Raw genomic sequence first — 16,307 nt, forward strand, 5'->3', positions numbered from 1 at the left:
AGCATTATTTATAAACTTCCTCCTTTAATACTCCTACATAGGGAAAATTTCTATATTTTTCTGCATAGTCCAAACCAAATCCTACTAAAAAGTAGTCAGGGACCTGAAATCCTATGTACTTTGCATTGATTTTTACTTTTCTCGCCCCTTCCTTGTTTAAGAGACAGGCTATTTCAATACTCTTAACCCTTCTTCGTCTCAAATAGTCTACAAGATATGACAATGTGGTACCTGAATCTATTATGTCTTCAACTATTAATATATGTTTGTTTTCAACTTCAAAATCCAAATCTTTTAATATTCTTACTACCCCTGAACTTTTGCTTGAATTTCCATAACTCGAAACTGCCATAAAATCCATAGTACAAGGAATAGTTATTTTTCTCAATAAATCCGCCATAAAAGGAACAGAACCTTTCAGTATGCCTACCAGCATCAGGTCCTCCCCTCTATAATCCTGACTTATCCTCTTTCCCAATTCTTCAATTTTTTTTTCTATTTCATCGCTACTAATAAGTATTTCTTTAATATCATCGCTCATATTATACATAATTCACAGTTCCTCACTTTCAAAACTTATAGCTAAAATATTTCTAGTACTTTCATCAACTTTAAAAAGATCACTTATTCTATATCCGACTACCCATCCTATATCCTTTCCAAAACATATGAGCGGAATATTCTCTCTTTTATCTTTAGCTATCTTAAGATCTATAAACATATTTTTCAGTTTTTTGCTTCCATCCATCCCCAATGGTCTAAATCTATCTCCTTCCTTTCTATTCCTAAGAACTATATCGCCTTTTACTTTATCCAGATCAAAATATTCAATATATCTATCCTTACCTTTATATCTATTATATTTTCCATAATAGGTATTTATATATACTTTACAATTATATTCTGAAATATTGTTAATGCCTTCATGTAATATGTAATTATTAATATGTTGTGCATATTTTTCTATATTCTTTTTTATAATTATACTTCCATAATTATTTAATACAACTATACTATTTGGAAGCATAAGCTGCTTTCCCGTAGGATGATTTTGAATACGTATTATATCCATAATATGAATTCTTTCAAAGTTATGCAAATATCCTGATACTTTCTGCAGCGCTAACCTTAAAATTCTAGATATTATTGATTCGTCTTCCAAAAATGCCTCTTTAGATATTATAACCTTTTCTGACGTTATATCACAATATTTTTTAAACTTTTCTTGTGAAATTCTATTTAAATAATCACTGTCTACCTTAATAATATCAGATAACCTATTTAAAGTTCTTATAATATTTCTATTAAAGTTTTTTTCTATATACGGTATAAGCTCTAATCTAACTTTATTTCTCGAATATATAGTTTGAAAATTTGTTTTATCTATTCGGGGATTCAATTTATTTTCCCTGCAATATTGTTCTATCTCATATCTCGTATTATTTATGAGAGGTCTTACAAAGGTATCACTTCTTACTGCTTTTATACCAGTCAACCCCTCTAACCCGCTACCTCTCATAATTCTCATCAAAACAGTTTCAGCTTGGTCATTCGCATTATGCGCTATAGCTATTTTGTGTGCTCCTATTTCTTTTTTTACTTCATCAAAAAATTCATATCTTACCTTTCTTCCAGCACTCTCCGATGATATATTATATTCCCTTGCTATCTTATTTATATTCACTTTCTTACTTCTGAATCCAACATTTATTTTTTTACAAAACTCTCTTACAAATTCTTCGTCTTCGTCGGCTTCTTTTCCTCTTAAGCCATGATTCAAATGTACAACACATAATAATATCCCAAGTTTCTCCCTAAGAGTATACAATATATGAAGAAGGCATAATGAATCTGGTCCTCCAGATACAGCGACTATCACTTTATCCTTTTTATCAAACATATTATTTTTTTTTATAGTATCCAGTACAGTTTCAAGCAAACTAAACACTTCCTAAAAATAGTTTATTTTAGAAATAATATTTATATTATAGCATAACTGTATTAATATTTGTGCTTAAACAAAAACTATAACTTTATACTAATAAAGACTATAAACTTTTTCCACTATTACTGTCATATCATCTTTTATTTTATTTTTAGATAATTCAACTGCTTTCTTTATAATTTCTTCACACATTTTTTTAGGGTCATTACAGTCAAATTCTTTAAGAAATTTTACCATCCAGTCATAACTACCAGCAACTCCCGCATTATAGTCCAATACCCCATCACTAACAGTTATTATAAAGTCTCCATTTAAAATTTTTCTATTTATTATTTCTATGTCAGGTTTGTCAAGTACACCTATTGGTAAAGTCTTTGACTTAATTACATCTATTTCACTTCCTCTTTTTATAAAGCTAGCAGCTGCTCCTACCTTCATAAAATCTACCTCACCTTTATATAAATCTATGCTGTTTAAATCTAATGTCGAGAACTTCTCATTTTCCGTAAATTTAATACTCATAATGGAATTCACTGTATTTATCGCTGTTAGTTTATTGAATCCTGCTGTGGCAAATTTTTCTATAAGTTCTACTGCAGCACTGCTTTCTTTGCCAGCCTGTGGTCCTGAACCCATTCCATCACTTATAATTGTCATATAACTCCCATCCGGCAAATTTCCATAAGTATAGCTGTCACCACTATATTTTTCTCCATCCTTACATCTCCTATTTACATATGCCGCTACATGATATTTAGGAGTTTCTTCAAAAATTATGCTACACTCCTTCATACCTGTATCTATTTTACACCCATCTTCACTCACGCACATAAGTTTCCCCGTCACATTATTTATAAGCGGAAGTACCTGTTTTACACATTTTTGTTCTCCACCACATGCCTCCATAGACATTCTTATAATAAGATGATCATTTTTATCATTAAAACAAAATATATCCCTATAGTGAATTTTATTTTTTGTAAGTATTCTTCTCATTCTATTTTCTATGTCTGTATTAAATTTTATATCCGTATTAAATTCATTAACAATCTCAGATACAGATCTACTCATATTTCCTATCTGTCCTGCAAGAAATTCCCTACACTCACTTAACCTATTTCTCCACATTTCATTTATAATATAATTATTAACAATATCATAAGTGCTATCCACAAGCATTGTTCTTTTTATACATTTTCTTTCCAAGTCTGAAGGAATAATTTTCTTGTTCTCCTGATAATTCTGTATAATTTCAGAAAATGTATTGTAAGTATTATAGCTTTCCCTTTTCCAGCATAATGCCCTCATGGAACAATTTGAGCAAACTCTATCCGCAAGATTTTCAACTAAAGCACTGCTTTTATTTTTCATAGTAAGTTTATCATTGTCAGCCAGTCTTCCAAGTGTCAATGACATATTGCTAAGTACTTCAGCAAAATTCTCTAGTCGCTCAACTAATATGGACTTAATTTTTTCCGCATAGTTTTCCTTTTGAGTTTCTCTTTTCTTCTGCCAATCCAATTCTATTTCCATTTGCTTATATATTTTCTTCGGTACTACTATAAATATAGCACAACTTATTAGTATTTCTGGAATTTTAAATTGGAAATCTATGTTACAATATAATTTTAATATTATAAAAACGATCATATATGAACATGCGCTCATATATTTTCCCGTTTCTCTAAAAATACCAGATATAAGTCCACATAATCCATATACAGCAATATATACAATCATCTCACTTGAAGTTATTCCTATAATAGTCCCCATAGCCACACCTGAAGCAGCTCCCTGTGTACTTCCTTTTACGTATCCAAGTATTAATACAAAAGTCAATGCTATTATATTTCTAAAGGACACCCCATATATCATAATTCCCCATGTGCCAGATACTATAAATGATATAGTAACTGCCATACTTATTATCTCTTCATTACTATATAAATGTCTAGTTCTCAATTCTCTAAAGCATATTATAGAATAGTTAATAATAAAATATAATGGGAATATACATAAAATTTCAAAAAAAGCATTGAAAAGTGCAACTGTAAATGAAAACTTAACTATTAGGAATTTGTAAAAAAGTATACACATAAAAATAGATGCAAACAGCAAAATCAATTTCTTATTTCTGTCAAATCCCGTTAATATATAACTTATGGCTAATAATACTACACTTATAGTACAGTACATAGCAAGATATTTTATATTTCCATACATCGAGATGTAGCCCATTATGGTTCCCAAAGCCGATAAACATACAATCTTTCTTTTTTCAGATATTATAATCGCAGTAAGAAAAGCTATTCCAAAAGGTGCCATTAGATTTACCATCATAACTCTTCCTACTAGAAATGCTGCTAAAAAATAAGATATAAATTTCAAAATGTTTTGAAAATCTTGAAACTTGCTCTTCTTTTCTTGCTTATTTAATCTTTCTGACCTTTGATAAGGAAATACTTCTAATCCATATTGCATATATATCACCCACCTCATAAAATAACTGTCTCTATTATAGCAATTCATTATGGAAATAAATGTCATATAGTGATAGCTGCTCTTATTTTTTTTAGGACATTTATTCCTATGATTCTTAATCCTTTTCATTTTAGACAATTATATCTATAAAAATAACCTGTATATTTTTATATGTGATCTTATATACAACTTGATTATAATATCATACACAATATGACTTATTTTTAATGAATCATGTAAAAAAACTATATTTTTCAAAAAAGTACAGTTTTTAAGATAATAAAAAAATCTATGAAATTCCTCATAGATTTTAGATTCAAAATATATATTTTTGGTTGCGGAGGCAGGACTTGAACCTGCGACCTTCGGGTTATGAGCCCGACGAGCTACCAACTGCTCCACCCCGCGATATCCTTATTGATACTAAAAACCAGAACAAAACCGATGCAAACTTTAATCTTATATGCATTTACCAAATTCTACTATTTTACATCCTAATTTAAATAATGCAAAATGGTAGCGGAAATAGGAATTGAACCTATGACACTTCGGGTATGAACCGAATGCTCTAGCCATCTGAGCTATTCCGCCACAATAAAATAAATGGTTGCGGAGGCAGGACTTGAACCTGCGACCTTCGGGTTATGAGCCCGACGAGCTACCAACTGCTCCACCCCGCGATATTTATTGGTGCTGAAGACCGGAATCGAACCGGTACGGGTTTTAAAGCCCGCAGGATTTTAAGTCCTGTGCGTCTGCCAGTTCCGCCACTCCAGCATCAGTCCAAATCTTCCCGATTTGACAACATAAACAATTATATATTATAAATGTTCTACTGTCAACTACTTTGTATAAACATTTTTCATATAATAAAGAGGCTAATATATTAGCCTCTTTTAGTCAATAAATTAATAATTGGATGATTTCTTATACCCTCTTCCTTTTGAATCCTGATGCTTCTTGATATCCTGAAATCTTTCTTCACTATCCTTTAAAAACTTTGATAGCCTATCTTCAAAATTTCCTTGCATTTGCTTATTCTGATCTTTTTGCCAATCTATCTCTACCGGTTTGAAACTCTTCTTACCAGTGTTTGCTTGTTTGATAGATAAACTTATCTTACCGTTGTCATCAATAGAAATTACCTTCACAGTTACCTTATCTTTTTCTTTCAAATAATCTCTTATATTTTTTACATAGGTATCAGATATCTCAGATATATGCACTAACCCAGTTTTGCCATCTACTTCAACAAAAGCTCCAAAATTGGTTATATTAACTACAGTACCTTCTAGTATGCTTCCTGCCTTTAAGGTCATATTAAAAAGACTCCTCCTTAAAAATAATATATATAATAAATTATAAGCTAAGTATTAATTTTTAATATTTATTACAGGAGTTTCGCCTTGTTTAATAAAACCAAGTCTCTCTCTTGCCAACTTTTCAATGTACATATCAGATGTAGACATCTTAATTTCATCCTGTAATTTTATGTTTTTTTCTTTCATTTTCTGCTCTTCAGCATATTTATCATTTATTTGTTTTTTTATATTCCACATGGTTATTTGTTGATTTACAAATATATAACTAACATATAATGTCAATAATAATGCCACTATATTTTTTATTTTGATTTTTGCCTTTTTCATATTCCTATTCTCCTAAATATAAAATCAATATAGCTAATAAAGTATATCAAGTAAAAATTAATAACCATTTAAAAATATATACACTTATATTGTAATTTCATTTCGAATTTTATTCAAGTTATTTTTTGCATTTTTTATTATTTTTTGCTTTAGAATAATAAATAATAAACTGAAATGGATATTTAATTGTATTTAATGTTATTCTGATAACTCTTCCTAAAAATTTAAATATCCTCTTTTCTAAACTTAAAAATGCCTTACTTGCTAATTTAAAATATATAACTATTCCCACAGCTATCCATAAATATACGTACATATCCGTATATGCATAATTCGTATAAAGTAAAAATACAAATATCATTATCGCCGAAAAAATCCAAAATAATATATCTTCTATAAAAATAACCAGTTTGTTGATATTAGTATATCCTCTTATAATTCTATAGACATCAAATAATACACCGGTTATAATACCTGCAGCAGCACTAAACACTATAAGTTTAACCTGTGCACTTATCGACATAATCATTATACACACCTTGACCTTTAATTGCTATTTAAATATTTTTGAGATTACATTGCGTCTCTTTTTTTTCGGTTGACTATTTGTATATATACAGGAATTTATACTTCCTATTATAATTACCTGTCCATTTTGCACATCTAATTTATTCATTTTTAATGATATGCCTTTCACATCTAGCATACCCAAATTTGTATTTAAATTTATATGATCTTCATTAAAGCTTATTACCTCTATAATACCTGTTATTACTAACTTCTTTCTATTTTCAAGACTTAAATAACTTTTCTTATTACCTAAATCGGCTTCTTTTTTTTCCATAAAACATCCCTCCACCTTTAATAATTATATGTGGATGGATATATACTTATTACTTATTATTTGTATCTGAAATTATTTCATACATATTTTGGGCATCTTCCTTAACAACATGTTGTTTGACATTTAATATTCTTGCCCTTAACACATTATTTGCATATCTTATTTCTATTATATCACCCTCTTTTATCTCATTGCTCGGCTTGGCCACCTTGCCATTTATATTTACTCTTCCACTCTCACAAGCTTCTTTTGCTATAGTTCGTCTTTTTATTATTCTTGACACTTTAAGGTATTTATCTAATCTCATAAAAAAATTCTCCTTATTAAAACAAAAAACCTAGATTTACACCCAGGTTCCTTGAAAATACTTTATTTATTTACCTTATCCTTAAATTCTTTCCCTGCTTTAAATACTGGAACTGTTGATTCTGGTATATTTATTTCCTCTTTAGTTCTTGGATTTCTTCCAACTCTTGCAGCTCTTTTTCTTGTTTCAAATGTTCCAAACCCAACCAATTGAACTTTATCACCCTGTTCAAGTGTTTCCTCAACACTCTGTATAAAACCTCTTAGAGCTGCCTCTGCGTCTTTTTTAGTTAGTTTAGATTTTTCTGATATACTTGCAATTAATTCTGATTTGTTCACCTTTTTTACCTCCTTAAATAATTAACATGCCTATATATTGACATATTAGCATATTCTTCATCAGTACAAAAAATCCTTCTTTTTTGCATATAAAAAATCTCGTTACTTATTTTTAGCTTCCATCCAAAATTTATCCATTTCCTGTGGTGTCATCTCTATCATTGATAATTTCATGGATTTAGCTTTATTTTCTATATATGCAAATCGTTTTATAAACTTCTCTATAGTATAATTTAATGCAAATTCAGGGTCAATGTCAAGGAATCTGGCAACATTTACTGCTGCAAATATCAAATCTCCCATTTCTTCTATTATTTTTGCCCTTTCTTTGCTATTATATACATATCTCAGTTCATAATACTCCTCTAACACTTTATCCAACGCAGCTTCCGTTTTACTGAAATCAAATCCAACTTTTGATGCCTTTTCCTGAACTTTATAAGCCCGCATTAAAGCCGGAAGTATTTTAGGAATATGTTTAAGTTGCTGCGTATATGTCTTCAGTCCCTGCTGATTTTTCTTTATTTCATCCCAGTTTGTCACCACCTCTCCGGAATCTTTCACTTTAATACTCCCAAATACATGAGGATGTCGATCTATCATCTTTTTACAGACAGTATTAATTACATCATTTATATTAAAGAATCCTTCTTCTCTACCTATTTGAGAATGAAAAATTACCTGAAATAACACATCTCCAAGTTCTTCAGTTAATCCAGAATCATCATTGTTCTCTATTGCTTCTACAACTTCATAGCTTTCTTCAATAAGGTACTTCTTTAAGCTTTTATGATTTTGTTCTCTGTCCCAGGGGCATCCATTTTCTCCTCTGAGTTTATCCATTATATCAAGTAAATCTGTAAAATCGTATATGGCGTCTGAGTTCTGTGGTATATAGACAGATGTTAAATAATCTATGTCCTCCTGTCTATCCAGCTCATATAATTTTATCTTTCTTATTGATTCCAGATCTTTAATCCCAGCTGCTCTTATAAAATACACATCTATATCATACTTATAATAGTCCATTAAAATCAACTTCACATCCGAAGCGATAAATTTATCATATATTTGAGTTACTATAATTCCACATCTCTTATCCATCATCTGAAATTTTATATCAAATGCATCTATAATCCTTAAATTTTTATATATATCCATTCCAAGAGCTTCAAAAATAGCATCTATAAAACTTATAGATGGGAATATTTCGGTTTCTACAAAATTAGCCTTGCAAAGATCAAGAAGCATAGTTACAGACCTTTCAGCCACTAAAGGATGTCCCGGGACTGCATATACTATATCTCCATATTTATTTTCTTTTTTTATTAAATCTTTTGCTATATTTTCATAGACATCTTCAAAGCTTTCTTCACGTTCATATATGATATCATATGCTTCAAATTTTATATTAAGATCCCTCAGGTATTTTACTGTGGGATGTTTTTCCGTTCTTAAATAAATTTTTGATGAATTTTTCAGTATATTTATAGTGCCTAAAGTAAGGGCTTCTATAGATCCAGGTCCTAAACCTACTATTTTTATCATGAAAATGTCTCCTCTATTTCTTTAAAAATCTACTTTTAATATAGTCATATCTAAATATTCTAAACAGAATTAATAAAATAAAATATACAATTATCCCAATTAATATGGAAAAAAAGCATGAAAATCTACTACTTATTGTATAATTATAGACATTAATATAGATAATTACAACAGCTATTATCATTAATATAGAGGCAAAAGCTGGCTTTATTATAATTTGAAAGTAATTCATTTTTATATTCAATTTTCGTTTTAATAAATTTACATTTAAAATTGCAGCCAATGCATATCCAATTGTACTTCCAAATATAGCTCCATATATGTTTATATTAGGAATTGGAACTAACAATAGAGTAAATATTATCTTTACAATACATCCTATAGCTAAGTTTAAAACAGGTATAATATAATATCCTGAGCCCTGCAATATTGCGGTTGAAGTTTGTGCAATTATTATAAACGGAATAGAAATTGCAGAATATTGAAGTATATCATAGCCCTGTGATTGACCAGGAAAAAGCAATTCCAAAATTGGATGTGCCAGAGTATATAACCCAAACATAGATGGTAATGCTATTACTGTAGATAGTTTAAATGCCAAATCTACCTTGTCCTCCAATTCAAATCTCTTATTTAAAACATGATATTCAGCAATTATAGGAACAAGTGAAGAACATAAAGCTACAGAGAGAGTCAGAGGTACATTAATAAGTATAAATGCCTTCCCCGTAAGTCTTCCATACAATATAGTAGACTGCCTATATGTAAAACCAGCTTCTAAAAGTTTCTGTGGAACAAGTGCAGAATCTATAAGGCTCATTATGCTGCTTACTGCTGCTCCTATTGATACTGGAATAGCTATATACAAAAGGGTAGTAAGCACATCTTGATTATCTGGAGGATTATATATATGCATTTCCTTCCTTACATTAAAATATTTTTTTATTAGATATATCCCTCCAAATAATCCTCCTGCTGCTGCCCCTAAAGCTGCTCCTCCTGCTGAATACTCTATTCCTCTTGGCAGAAGTACATAAGCAAGTCCAACTCCTACCAGAACCCTTCCTATTTGCTCTATTATTTGAGATATAGCTGTATAATTCATATTCTGTAATCCTTGAAAGAATCCCCTAAATGCACTCATTATGGATATAAACATAGGTGCAAATGCAATAGCAATTAACGAATAATAAGATTTACCATCCCATTTCAGAAATGATATTATAGGTCTGGAAAAAATTAATAATAGCGCAGTAAATCCTGTGCCCAATATAAACATCAACATCATGGCTTTTCTAAATATCTGTATTACTTTTATATGGTCTTCCATTGCATAACTCTCTGATACCATCTTAGAAACTGCTACAGGTATGCCTGATGCAGCTGCTATAAAGAACATATACAACGGGAATGACATCTGATAATATCCTACACCTTCATCTCCAATAAGCATCTGTAATGGCCATCTAAAAAATAGTCCTAGAAACTTACAGATCATTCCTGACATTCCTAAAATTAAAGTACCTTTCATAAGTGATTGCTTTATCATAAAAATACCCCCGAATATCCATAATCACAAATCTATTTAAACATAGCATATATGTTTATAATTACTTTAGATTTATAATTATTATTACTTCCGGTGAGTATTTTTTTAATTATTGTCAATAATTATTTAATGAGTATAAAATTTATACTTGAAAATAATATAATGGCAGTTTTACTGCCATTATATTATTCCTCCATTTGTTTTCCAAGGAAGGACGATGCAGTTTCAGCTAATTTAACTTCTACATCACCAAAATCCACTTCTTCTTTTGAAGTTATTATAACAGCTCCAATTGTATCTCCTCCCGATATAATAGGCGCTATTACTTGAGCTTTATATTTCTTTTTAGCTTCTTCATCTTCATATAGATCAATTATTTCTTTCTCGCCTAATGACACCAATTTTCTATTTTCAATTATTTCTTCCAGCTCTTCACTTATCTTTTTGTCTATATACTCTTTTTTTGGTGCACCGCTTATAGATACTATGCTGTCATTATCACATATCATAATGATATTTCCGATGGTTTGTTCAAGAGATTCTGTGTATCCTTTAGATATTTCACTCAATTCATCGATAGGTGAATACTTTTTTAAAATAACCCCACCTTCTCTGTCTGTAAATATCTCAAGTGGATCTCCTTCTCTTATTCTAAGAGTCCTTCTTATCTCCTTAGGTATAACAACTCTGCCTAAATCGTCTATACGTCTAACAATTCCAGTTGCTTTCATGCTGTATTCCTCCTTAATTATATGAATTGTATTATTATTATTTTTCTAAATATGAAATTTTATACACAATTGTTATTAAAATTAGAAAAAATTAAAAATAACCTTATTAGAATTATCTAATTAAGGTTATTTTTATTAGAATAAAATTTTTTACATTATATTTTTTTCTTTTTTTTCTATTTTTGCAGTTTTCTTCCACTCGCTAGTTTTTTGACTTACTATTTTAGTTTTCTGATCATTTTCTAATTGACTTTTTATTTGAGATTTAACTTTTGAAAGCTTTTTAACGGGATATTCTATTTTCTTTATACATTTTATTATATGCCACCCAAAACTACTCTGTACAGGATCAGATATTTGGCCTTCTTTTAATGCCTTAGCCCCTGTCATAAACTGTGCATCATAATTAGTGTCATTAACACTTATTTCACCCAAATCTCCGCCTTTATCCTTATTTGAAGTATCTTGGGAAACTTCTTTTGCTATTTTATCAAAACTTTCACCATTATCAAGTCTTTCTTTGACTTTTTTAGCTTCATCTTCAGTTTTTACAAGTATATGAGCCAAATGCATTTTATTAGGTTGCTCAGTAAATTTATCTTTATTCTTATTATAATAATCTTCAATCTGTTTATCAGTAATTTTCAAATTTTTTGTTAAGCTCTTGGCTATATTTTCCTGTATCTCCTGATTTCTAATTTGAGTTATATACATTTCCTTCAAAGATTGTTCAGTAAATCCTTGTTGACTTAATGCCGCCTTAAATTTGCTTTCATCACTCCCAAAATACTGTTTCTTCATCTTGTCTATCTGTGTCTGCGCATCACTTTTTACTTTGGAATCACTTGGAGATAGATTTAATTCTTTGGCTTTCTGACTCAATACTTTTTCAGTTATCATATTGTCTAGAATTTGTTCTTTTTGGGATTTTATTGCACTTACTGCCTCTTCATTTTCAGAATAATTATCTCCATATTGCTGTTTTGCTTGTTGAATTACTTGAAGTGTATTAGGATCTTTATCCAGTTCAGCTCTTGTTATCTTTTCTCCATTAACTACTGCTACAGTACTATTAGCTATAGCCTCTGGTGTTTTTTCTATCATGCTGCAACCAGAAACAGAAAGTACTGTCGCAGTTGCTAGGGCAGTAATTAAAAATTTTTTTATATTCACTACTATTCCTCCACTCTCATTTGTATATTGAAAACTTCTCACTAACATCAGTTCCACATATCTTTTTATAAAATACAGATTAATTTTATCATAAACACAATTCTATAACAAAACTATTTTTATTCATAATTTTGTAATAAACTGGAATTATAGTGATTCTTCTTTGCATTTTATCATAAATTCCATTAACTCCTTTATATTTAAAGTAAGATTATCCCTTTTTACATCTTTAATCCTATATCCAAATCCAGGTTTATCGTCCATTTTTAAAGTTATATTCCTTGAGTATTTTTTTAGGATAGATTTTAAAACATTATTATCAATTTTATCTTTACTTTTAAACAGAAAAACTACTTCACCTTTTTTTTCTTTTATCTCTTCTATATTAAGTTTTTTGCCAATACTTCTTATGTATGCTATATTTATTAGATTGTATATTGGACCTGGTATAGTAGAAAATCTGTCTTCCAGTTCTTCTTTTATGTCCATCATATCTTCATAACAAGTGATAGCTGCTATCTTCTTATATACTTCTATTTTTTGAACTTCATTTTCTATGTAATCATTAGATATATAAGCATCTACTTTTAAATCTACAGTAGTTTCCACAGGTTCTTCCTCTATTTCGCCTTTTATCAATTTTATAGTGTCCTCAAGCATCTTACAGTAAAGATCATAACCTATTGATGCCATATGTCCATGCTGTGATGATCCCATAATATTACCGGCTCCACGTATTTCTAGATCCTTTAATGCTATTTTGAAACCAGATCCCAATTCTGTAAAATCTTTAATCGCTTTGAGCCGTTTTTCTGCTACTTCAGTAAGTATTTTATCTTTTCTATAGGTTAAATAACAATAAGCTATTTTATCAGTTCTTCCAACTCTTCCCCTTAATTGATACAATTGTGATAATCCCATCTTATCTGCATCATAAATTATCATTGTATTAACATTTTGTATATCCATGCCAGTCTCTATAATAGTTGTACATAAGAGTACATCGCATTCATTATTCATAAAAGAAACCATTACGTTTTCAAGTTCTTTTTCCTGCATTTGTCCATGAGCTACTGCAACTTTTACCTCTGGAATTAGTTTAGATATATAACCTGCCATTTTATTTATATTTTCTACTCTATTGTATACAAAATATATTTGTCCTCCCCTGTTTACCTCCCTTAATACTGCATCTCTTATCAATTGATCATTATATTCTACTACATAAGTCTGTATGGGATGTCTTTGCTCCGGTGGAGTTTCTATAACACTTATATCTCTAACACCAACAAGTGACATATGAAGAGTTCTAGGTATAGGAGTAGCACTCAAAGTAAGGACATCAACATTTTTTCTTATTTTCTTTATTTTTTCTTTATGTGTGACTCCAAATCTCTGTTCCTCATCTATTATTAAAAGTCCAAGATCTTTAAACTTTACATCTTTTTGAAGCATTCTATGCGTTCCTATAAGGATATCTATATCACCATTTTTTAAAGCTTTTATAGTTTTTTTCTGTTGAGATGCTGTTCTAAATCTGCTTACCATATCTATTCTTATAGGAAAATCAGAAAATCTTTTTACAAAATTATTATAATGTTGCTGTGCAAGTATTGTAGTCGGTACTAAAAAAGCAACTTGTTTTCCATCCATTACAGCTTTAAAAGCTGCTCTTACTGCCACTTCTGTTTTCCCATATCCTACATCGCCACATAACAACCTATCCATAACTTTATCCGATTGCATATCTGACTTTATATCATGTATTGTAGCAATTTGATCTGGAGTTTCTTCATATGGGAATTCATCTTCAAACTGTTTTTGCCATATAGTATCCTTAGAATATCTATAACCTTTAATTGTAGATCTCACTGCATATAATTTTACTAAATCATCCGCTATCTCTTCTATGGATTTTTTTACTTTTCTTTTTGTCTTAGCCCATTCTGCACTGCTAAGTTTGTTGATCTTTGGTGCTTTTCCTTCATTACCTATGTATTTCTGAACCATATCCAGTTGCTCTACAGGTACATATAATTTATCATCACCATAATATGTTAACTCCAAGTAATCTTTTTTATGTCCCTGAAGCTCAAGTTGTTTTATGCCTTTATATACCCCTATGCCGTGATTTATATGGACCACATAGTCACCTGGTTTTAATTCAACAAAGCTTTTTATCCTGCTTACACCTTTTTTAGGTTTTCTTCTTAATACTTTTCTTTTTGTCGCTCCAAAAACTCCTCTATCTGATATTACACATATTTTAAAATCAGTATATTGAAAACCACGCAGCTGGCTTCCAAAAGTTACTACAACTTCACCATTCATAATATCATCGACTTTATCTTTGTAACTGCTCTCTATACCCATATCCCTTAAAGTCTTAACAAGTCTTTCTCCTCGAGGCCTTGTACCTGACAAAATTAAAACTTTAAACCTATTTGCCTTTTTTTCCTTTATTTCTTCAACTAATAGATCAATTTGTTCACTATAGTCATTCAATGTTATCTGGGAAAATTTTGCTACGGATTTGGGTTTCAAATATTCGCTGGACTTCTCAATTGAATCCAAAGTAATAATTTCTTTGGATGCTAAAAAATCCATAACCTGAAATTTACTTATAAGAAGCTTAACTTGTCTAGGCAACACACTACCTCTTTGAAGAAAGCTTTTATAATTTTCTTCAAATTCAAAATATACACTGTCAAGCTTACCACTACATCTTTTAACATCATCAATTACTACAAAATAATCTTTTGCATAGTCTAAAAATGAAGAGGGTTGATCATAAAAGTATGGCATAAAACTATCTATAGTTTCAAAACCCCAATTTTCTTTAAGGGACTCTAGGTTTCTATCTACAAGTTCTTTAAGCTTATTTGCAGCCTCTTCGTTTTTACCTTTTTGCAATCTTTTTATGACTAAATCCCTATCCTTTTCTATACTTTTATAAGCATTTTTAACTATTTGGCTATCTAGTATCATTTCTTTTGCCGGAAAAATCTCTATGCTTTTTATCTTCTCAATACTTCTCTGAGACTCTAAATTGAAGTTTCTTATTGATTCTATCTCATCTCCAAATAATTCTATCCTGTATGCTTCAGATAGGATAGGTGAATATATATCCATTATCCCTCCTCTTATGGAAAATTGTCCTTTAGACTCTACTATATCTACCCTTTCATACCCACACTGAACTAATTTTGCACTAAATTCTTCCAAATTAATATTTTTGCCTTGAAATAATTTGAAAGTATACTTTTTATATAAATCTACAGGTATGTACATTGATGCCAAAGTTTCTATACAGGTTACTATAATTTTTTTACCTCTGCTTAGCATCTTCCTGATTACTTTTAATCTTTCCCATCTCAAATCTCCAGATATAGCATCTATATTATAAAAAACAACTTCCTTCGTTGGAAAATAAAATACCTTGCTGTCATAAAAAGATAAATCTTCATATAATTTTCTTGCTTCAATATCACTGTGAGTAATAACTAAAAACGATTTACCTACGTTTTCATATACAGCATCAATTAAACAACTTCTTCCCGATTCTGAAAGACCAAATATTCCAACTGGGAATTTCTTGTTTTCAACTGAAGCCATAATATCTTTAAACTCCAAGCTATCTTCAATAGGCTTTATAAGTCCATTTAGTCTCATTTTAACAACCACCCTACAAAATTATTAACGCACAATAACCGTTAATTTCTTTGATTAAGAAATTACGGTA

The 16,307-nt window shown here is 29.9% G+C and carries 14 protein-coding genes and 4 tRNA genes; all 18 read right to left on the reverse strand.

Annotated features, from left to right (window positions below; genetic code table 11):
- Positions 1 to 4 precede the first annotated feature (4 nt).
- The 18 genes from hpt to mfd all read right to left on the reverse strand — a co-directional run bounded on the left by hpt (position 5) and on the right by mfd (position 16,237).
- Positions 5 to 550, reverse strand: coding sequence for a hypoxanthine phosphoribosyltransferase (hpt, locus tag ACSVC9_RS13945; protein WP_446898048.1), 546 nt, complete (start codon positions 548 to 550; stop codon positions 5 to 7).
- Positions 551 to 553: 3 nt separating this feature from the next.
- Positions 554 to 1,939 (reverse strand): tRNA lysidine(34) synthetase TilS, encoded by a 1,386-nt coding sequence (tilS, locus tag ACSVC9_RS13950; protein ID WP_446898049.1) that lies wholly within the window; start codon positions 1,937 to 1,939, stop codon positions 554 to 556.
- A gap of 99 nt (positions 1,940 to 2,038) precedes the next feature.
- The gene (gene spoIIE / locus ACSVC9_RS13955) at positions 2,039 to 4,426 is read right to left on the reverse strand and encodes a stage II sporulation protein E (protein ID WP_446898050.1); all 2,388 of its coding nucleotides are present in this window, start codon (positions 4,424 to 4,426) and stop codon (positions 2,039 to 2,041) included.
- Between the two features lie 332 nt (positions 4,427 to 4,758).
- Positions 4,759 to 4,834, reverse strand: a tRNA-Met gene (locus tag ACSVC9_RS13960).
- 106 nt (positions 4,835 to 4,940) lie between these two features.
- Positions 4,941 to 5,017 (reverse strand) — tRNA-Met (locus ACSVC9_RS13965).
- Between the two features lie 13 nt (positions 5,018 to 5,030).
- Positions 5,031 to 5,106 (reverse strand) — tRNA-Met (locus tag ACSVC9_RS13970).
- An 8-nt stretch (positions 5,107 to 5,114) separates the two neighbouring features.
- Positions 5,115 to 5,203 (reverse strand) — tRNA-Leu (locus ACSVC9_RS13975).
- 131 nt (positions 5,204 to 5,334) lie between these two features.
- Positions 5,335 to 5,745 carry a S1 domain-containing RNA-binding protein gene (locus ACSVC9_RS13980; RefSeq protein WP_446898051.1) on the reverse strand — a complete coding sequence of 137 codons (411 nt, stop codon included), beginning with the start codon at positions 5,743 to 5,745 and terminating at the stop codon, positions 5,335 to 5,337.
- A gap of 54 nt (positions 5,746 to 5,799) precedes the next feature.
- Positions 5,800 to 6,075 carry an FtsB family cell division protein gene (locus ACSVC9_RS13985; protein WP_446898052.1) on the reverse strand — a complete coding sequence of 92 codons (276 nt, stop codon included), beginning with the start codon at positions 6,073 to 6,075 and terminating at the stop codon, positions 5,800 to 5,802.
- Positions 6,076 to 6,193: 118 nt separating this feature from the next.
- Positions 6,194 to 6,598, reverse strand: a complete 405-nt coding sequence (gene yabQ, locus ACSVC9_RS13990; protein WP_446898053.1) for a spore cortex biosynthesis protein YabQ — start codon at positions 6,596 to 6,598, stop codon at positions 6,194 to 6,196.
- 30 nt (positions 6,599 to 6,628) lie between these two features.
- The gene (yabP, locus tag ACSVC9_RS13995; protein WP_446898054.1) at positions 6,629 to 6,919 is read right to left on the reverse strand and encodes a sporulation protein YabP; all 291 of its coding nucleotides are present in this window, start codon (positions 6,917 to 6,919) and stop codon (positions 6,629 to 6,631) included.
- A gap of 49 nt (positions 6,920 to 6,968) precedes the next feature.
- Positions 6,969 to 7,226 carry an RNA-binding S4 domain-containing protein gene (locus ACSVC9_RS14000; RefSeq protein WP_446898055.1) on the reverse strand — a complete coding sequence of 86 codons (258 nt, stop codon included), beginning with the start codon at positions 7,224 to 7,226 and terminating at the stop codon, positions 6,969 to 6,971.
- A 62-nt stretch (positions 7,227 to 7,288) separates the two neighbouring features.
- Positions 7,289 to 7,564 carry an HU family DNA-binding protein gene (locus ACSVC9_RS14005; RefSeq protein WP_446898056.1) on the reverse strand — a complete coding sequence of 92 codons (276 nt, stop codon included), beginning with the start codon at positions 7,562 to 7,564 and terminating at the stop codon, positions 7,289 to 7,291.
- Between the two features lie 102 nt (positions 7,565 to 7,666).
- Positions 7,667 to 9,112 carry a bifunctional methyltransferase/pyrophosphohydrolase YabN gene (gene yabN, locus ACSVC9_RS14010; RefSeq protein ID WP_446898057.1) on the reverse strand — a complete coding sequence of 482 codons (1,446 nt, stop codon included), beginning with the start codon at positions 9,110 to 9,112 and terminating at the stop codon, positions 7,667 to 7,669.
- Between the two features lie 13 nt (positions 9,113 to 9,125).
- Positions 9,126 to 10,661, reverse strand: coding sequence for a putative polysaccharide biosynthesis protein (locus tag ACSVC9_RS14015; RefSeq protein WP_446898058.1), 1,536 nt, complete (start codon positions 10,659 to 10,661; stop codon positions 9,126 to 9,128).
- Between the two features lie 185 nt (positions 10,662 to 10,846).
- On the reverse strand, positions 10,847 to 11,392 hold the full coding sequence (gene spoVT, locus ACSVC9_RS14020; protein WP_446898059.1) for a stage V sporulation protein T: 546 nt from the start codon (positions 11,390 to 11,392) through the stop codon (positions 10,847 to 10,849).
- Between the two features lie 150 nt (positions 11,393 to 11,542).
- Complete coding sequence (locus tag ACSVC9_RS14025; protein WP_446899865.1) at positions 11,543 to 12,613, reverse strand: peptidylprolyl isomerase; 1,071 nt, start codon at positions 12,611 to 12,613, stop codon at positions 11,543 to 11,545.
- 99 nt (positions 12,614 to 12,712) lie between these two features.
- Positions 12,713 to 16,237, reverse strand: coding sequence for a transcription-repair coupling factor (gene mfd / locus ACSVC9_RS14030; protein WP_446898060.1), 3,525 nt, complete (start codon positions 16,235 to 16,237; stop codon positions 12,713 to 12,715).
- Positions 16,238 to 16,307: the final 70 nt, after the last annotated feature.

It is taken from the genome of Clostridium sp. LBM24168 (genome assembly GCF_052953915.1).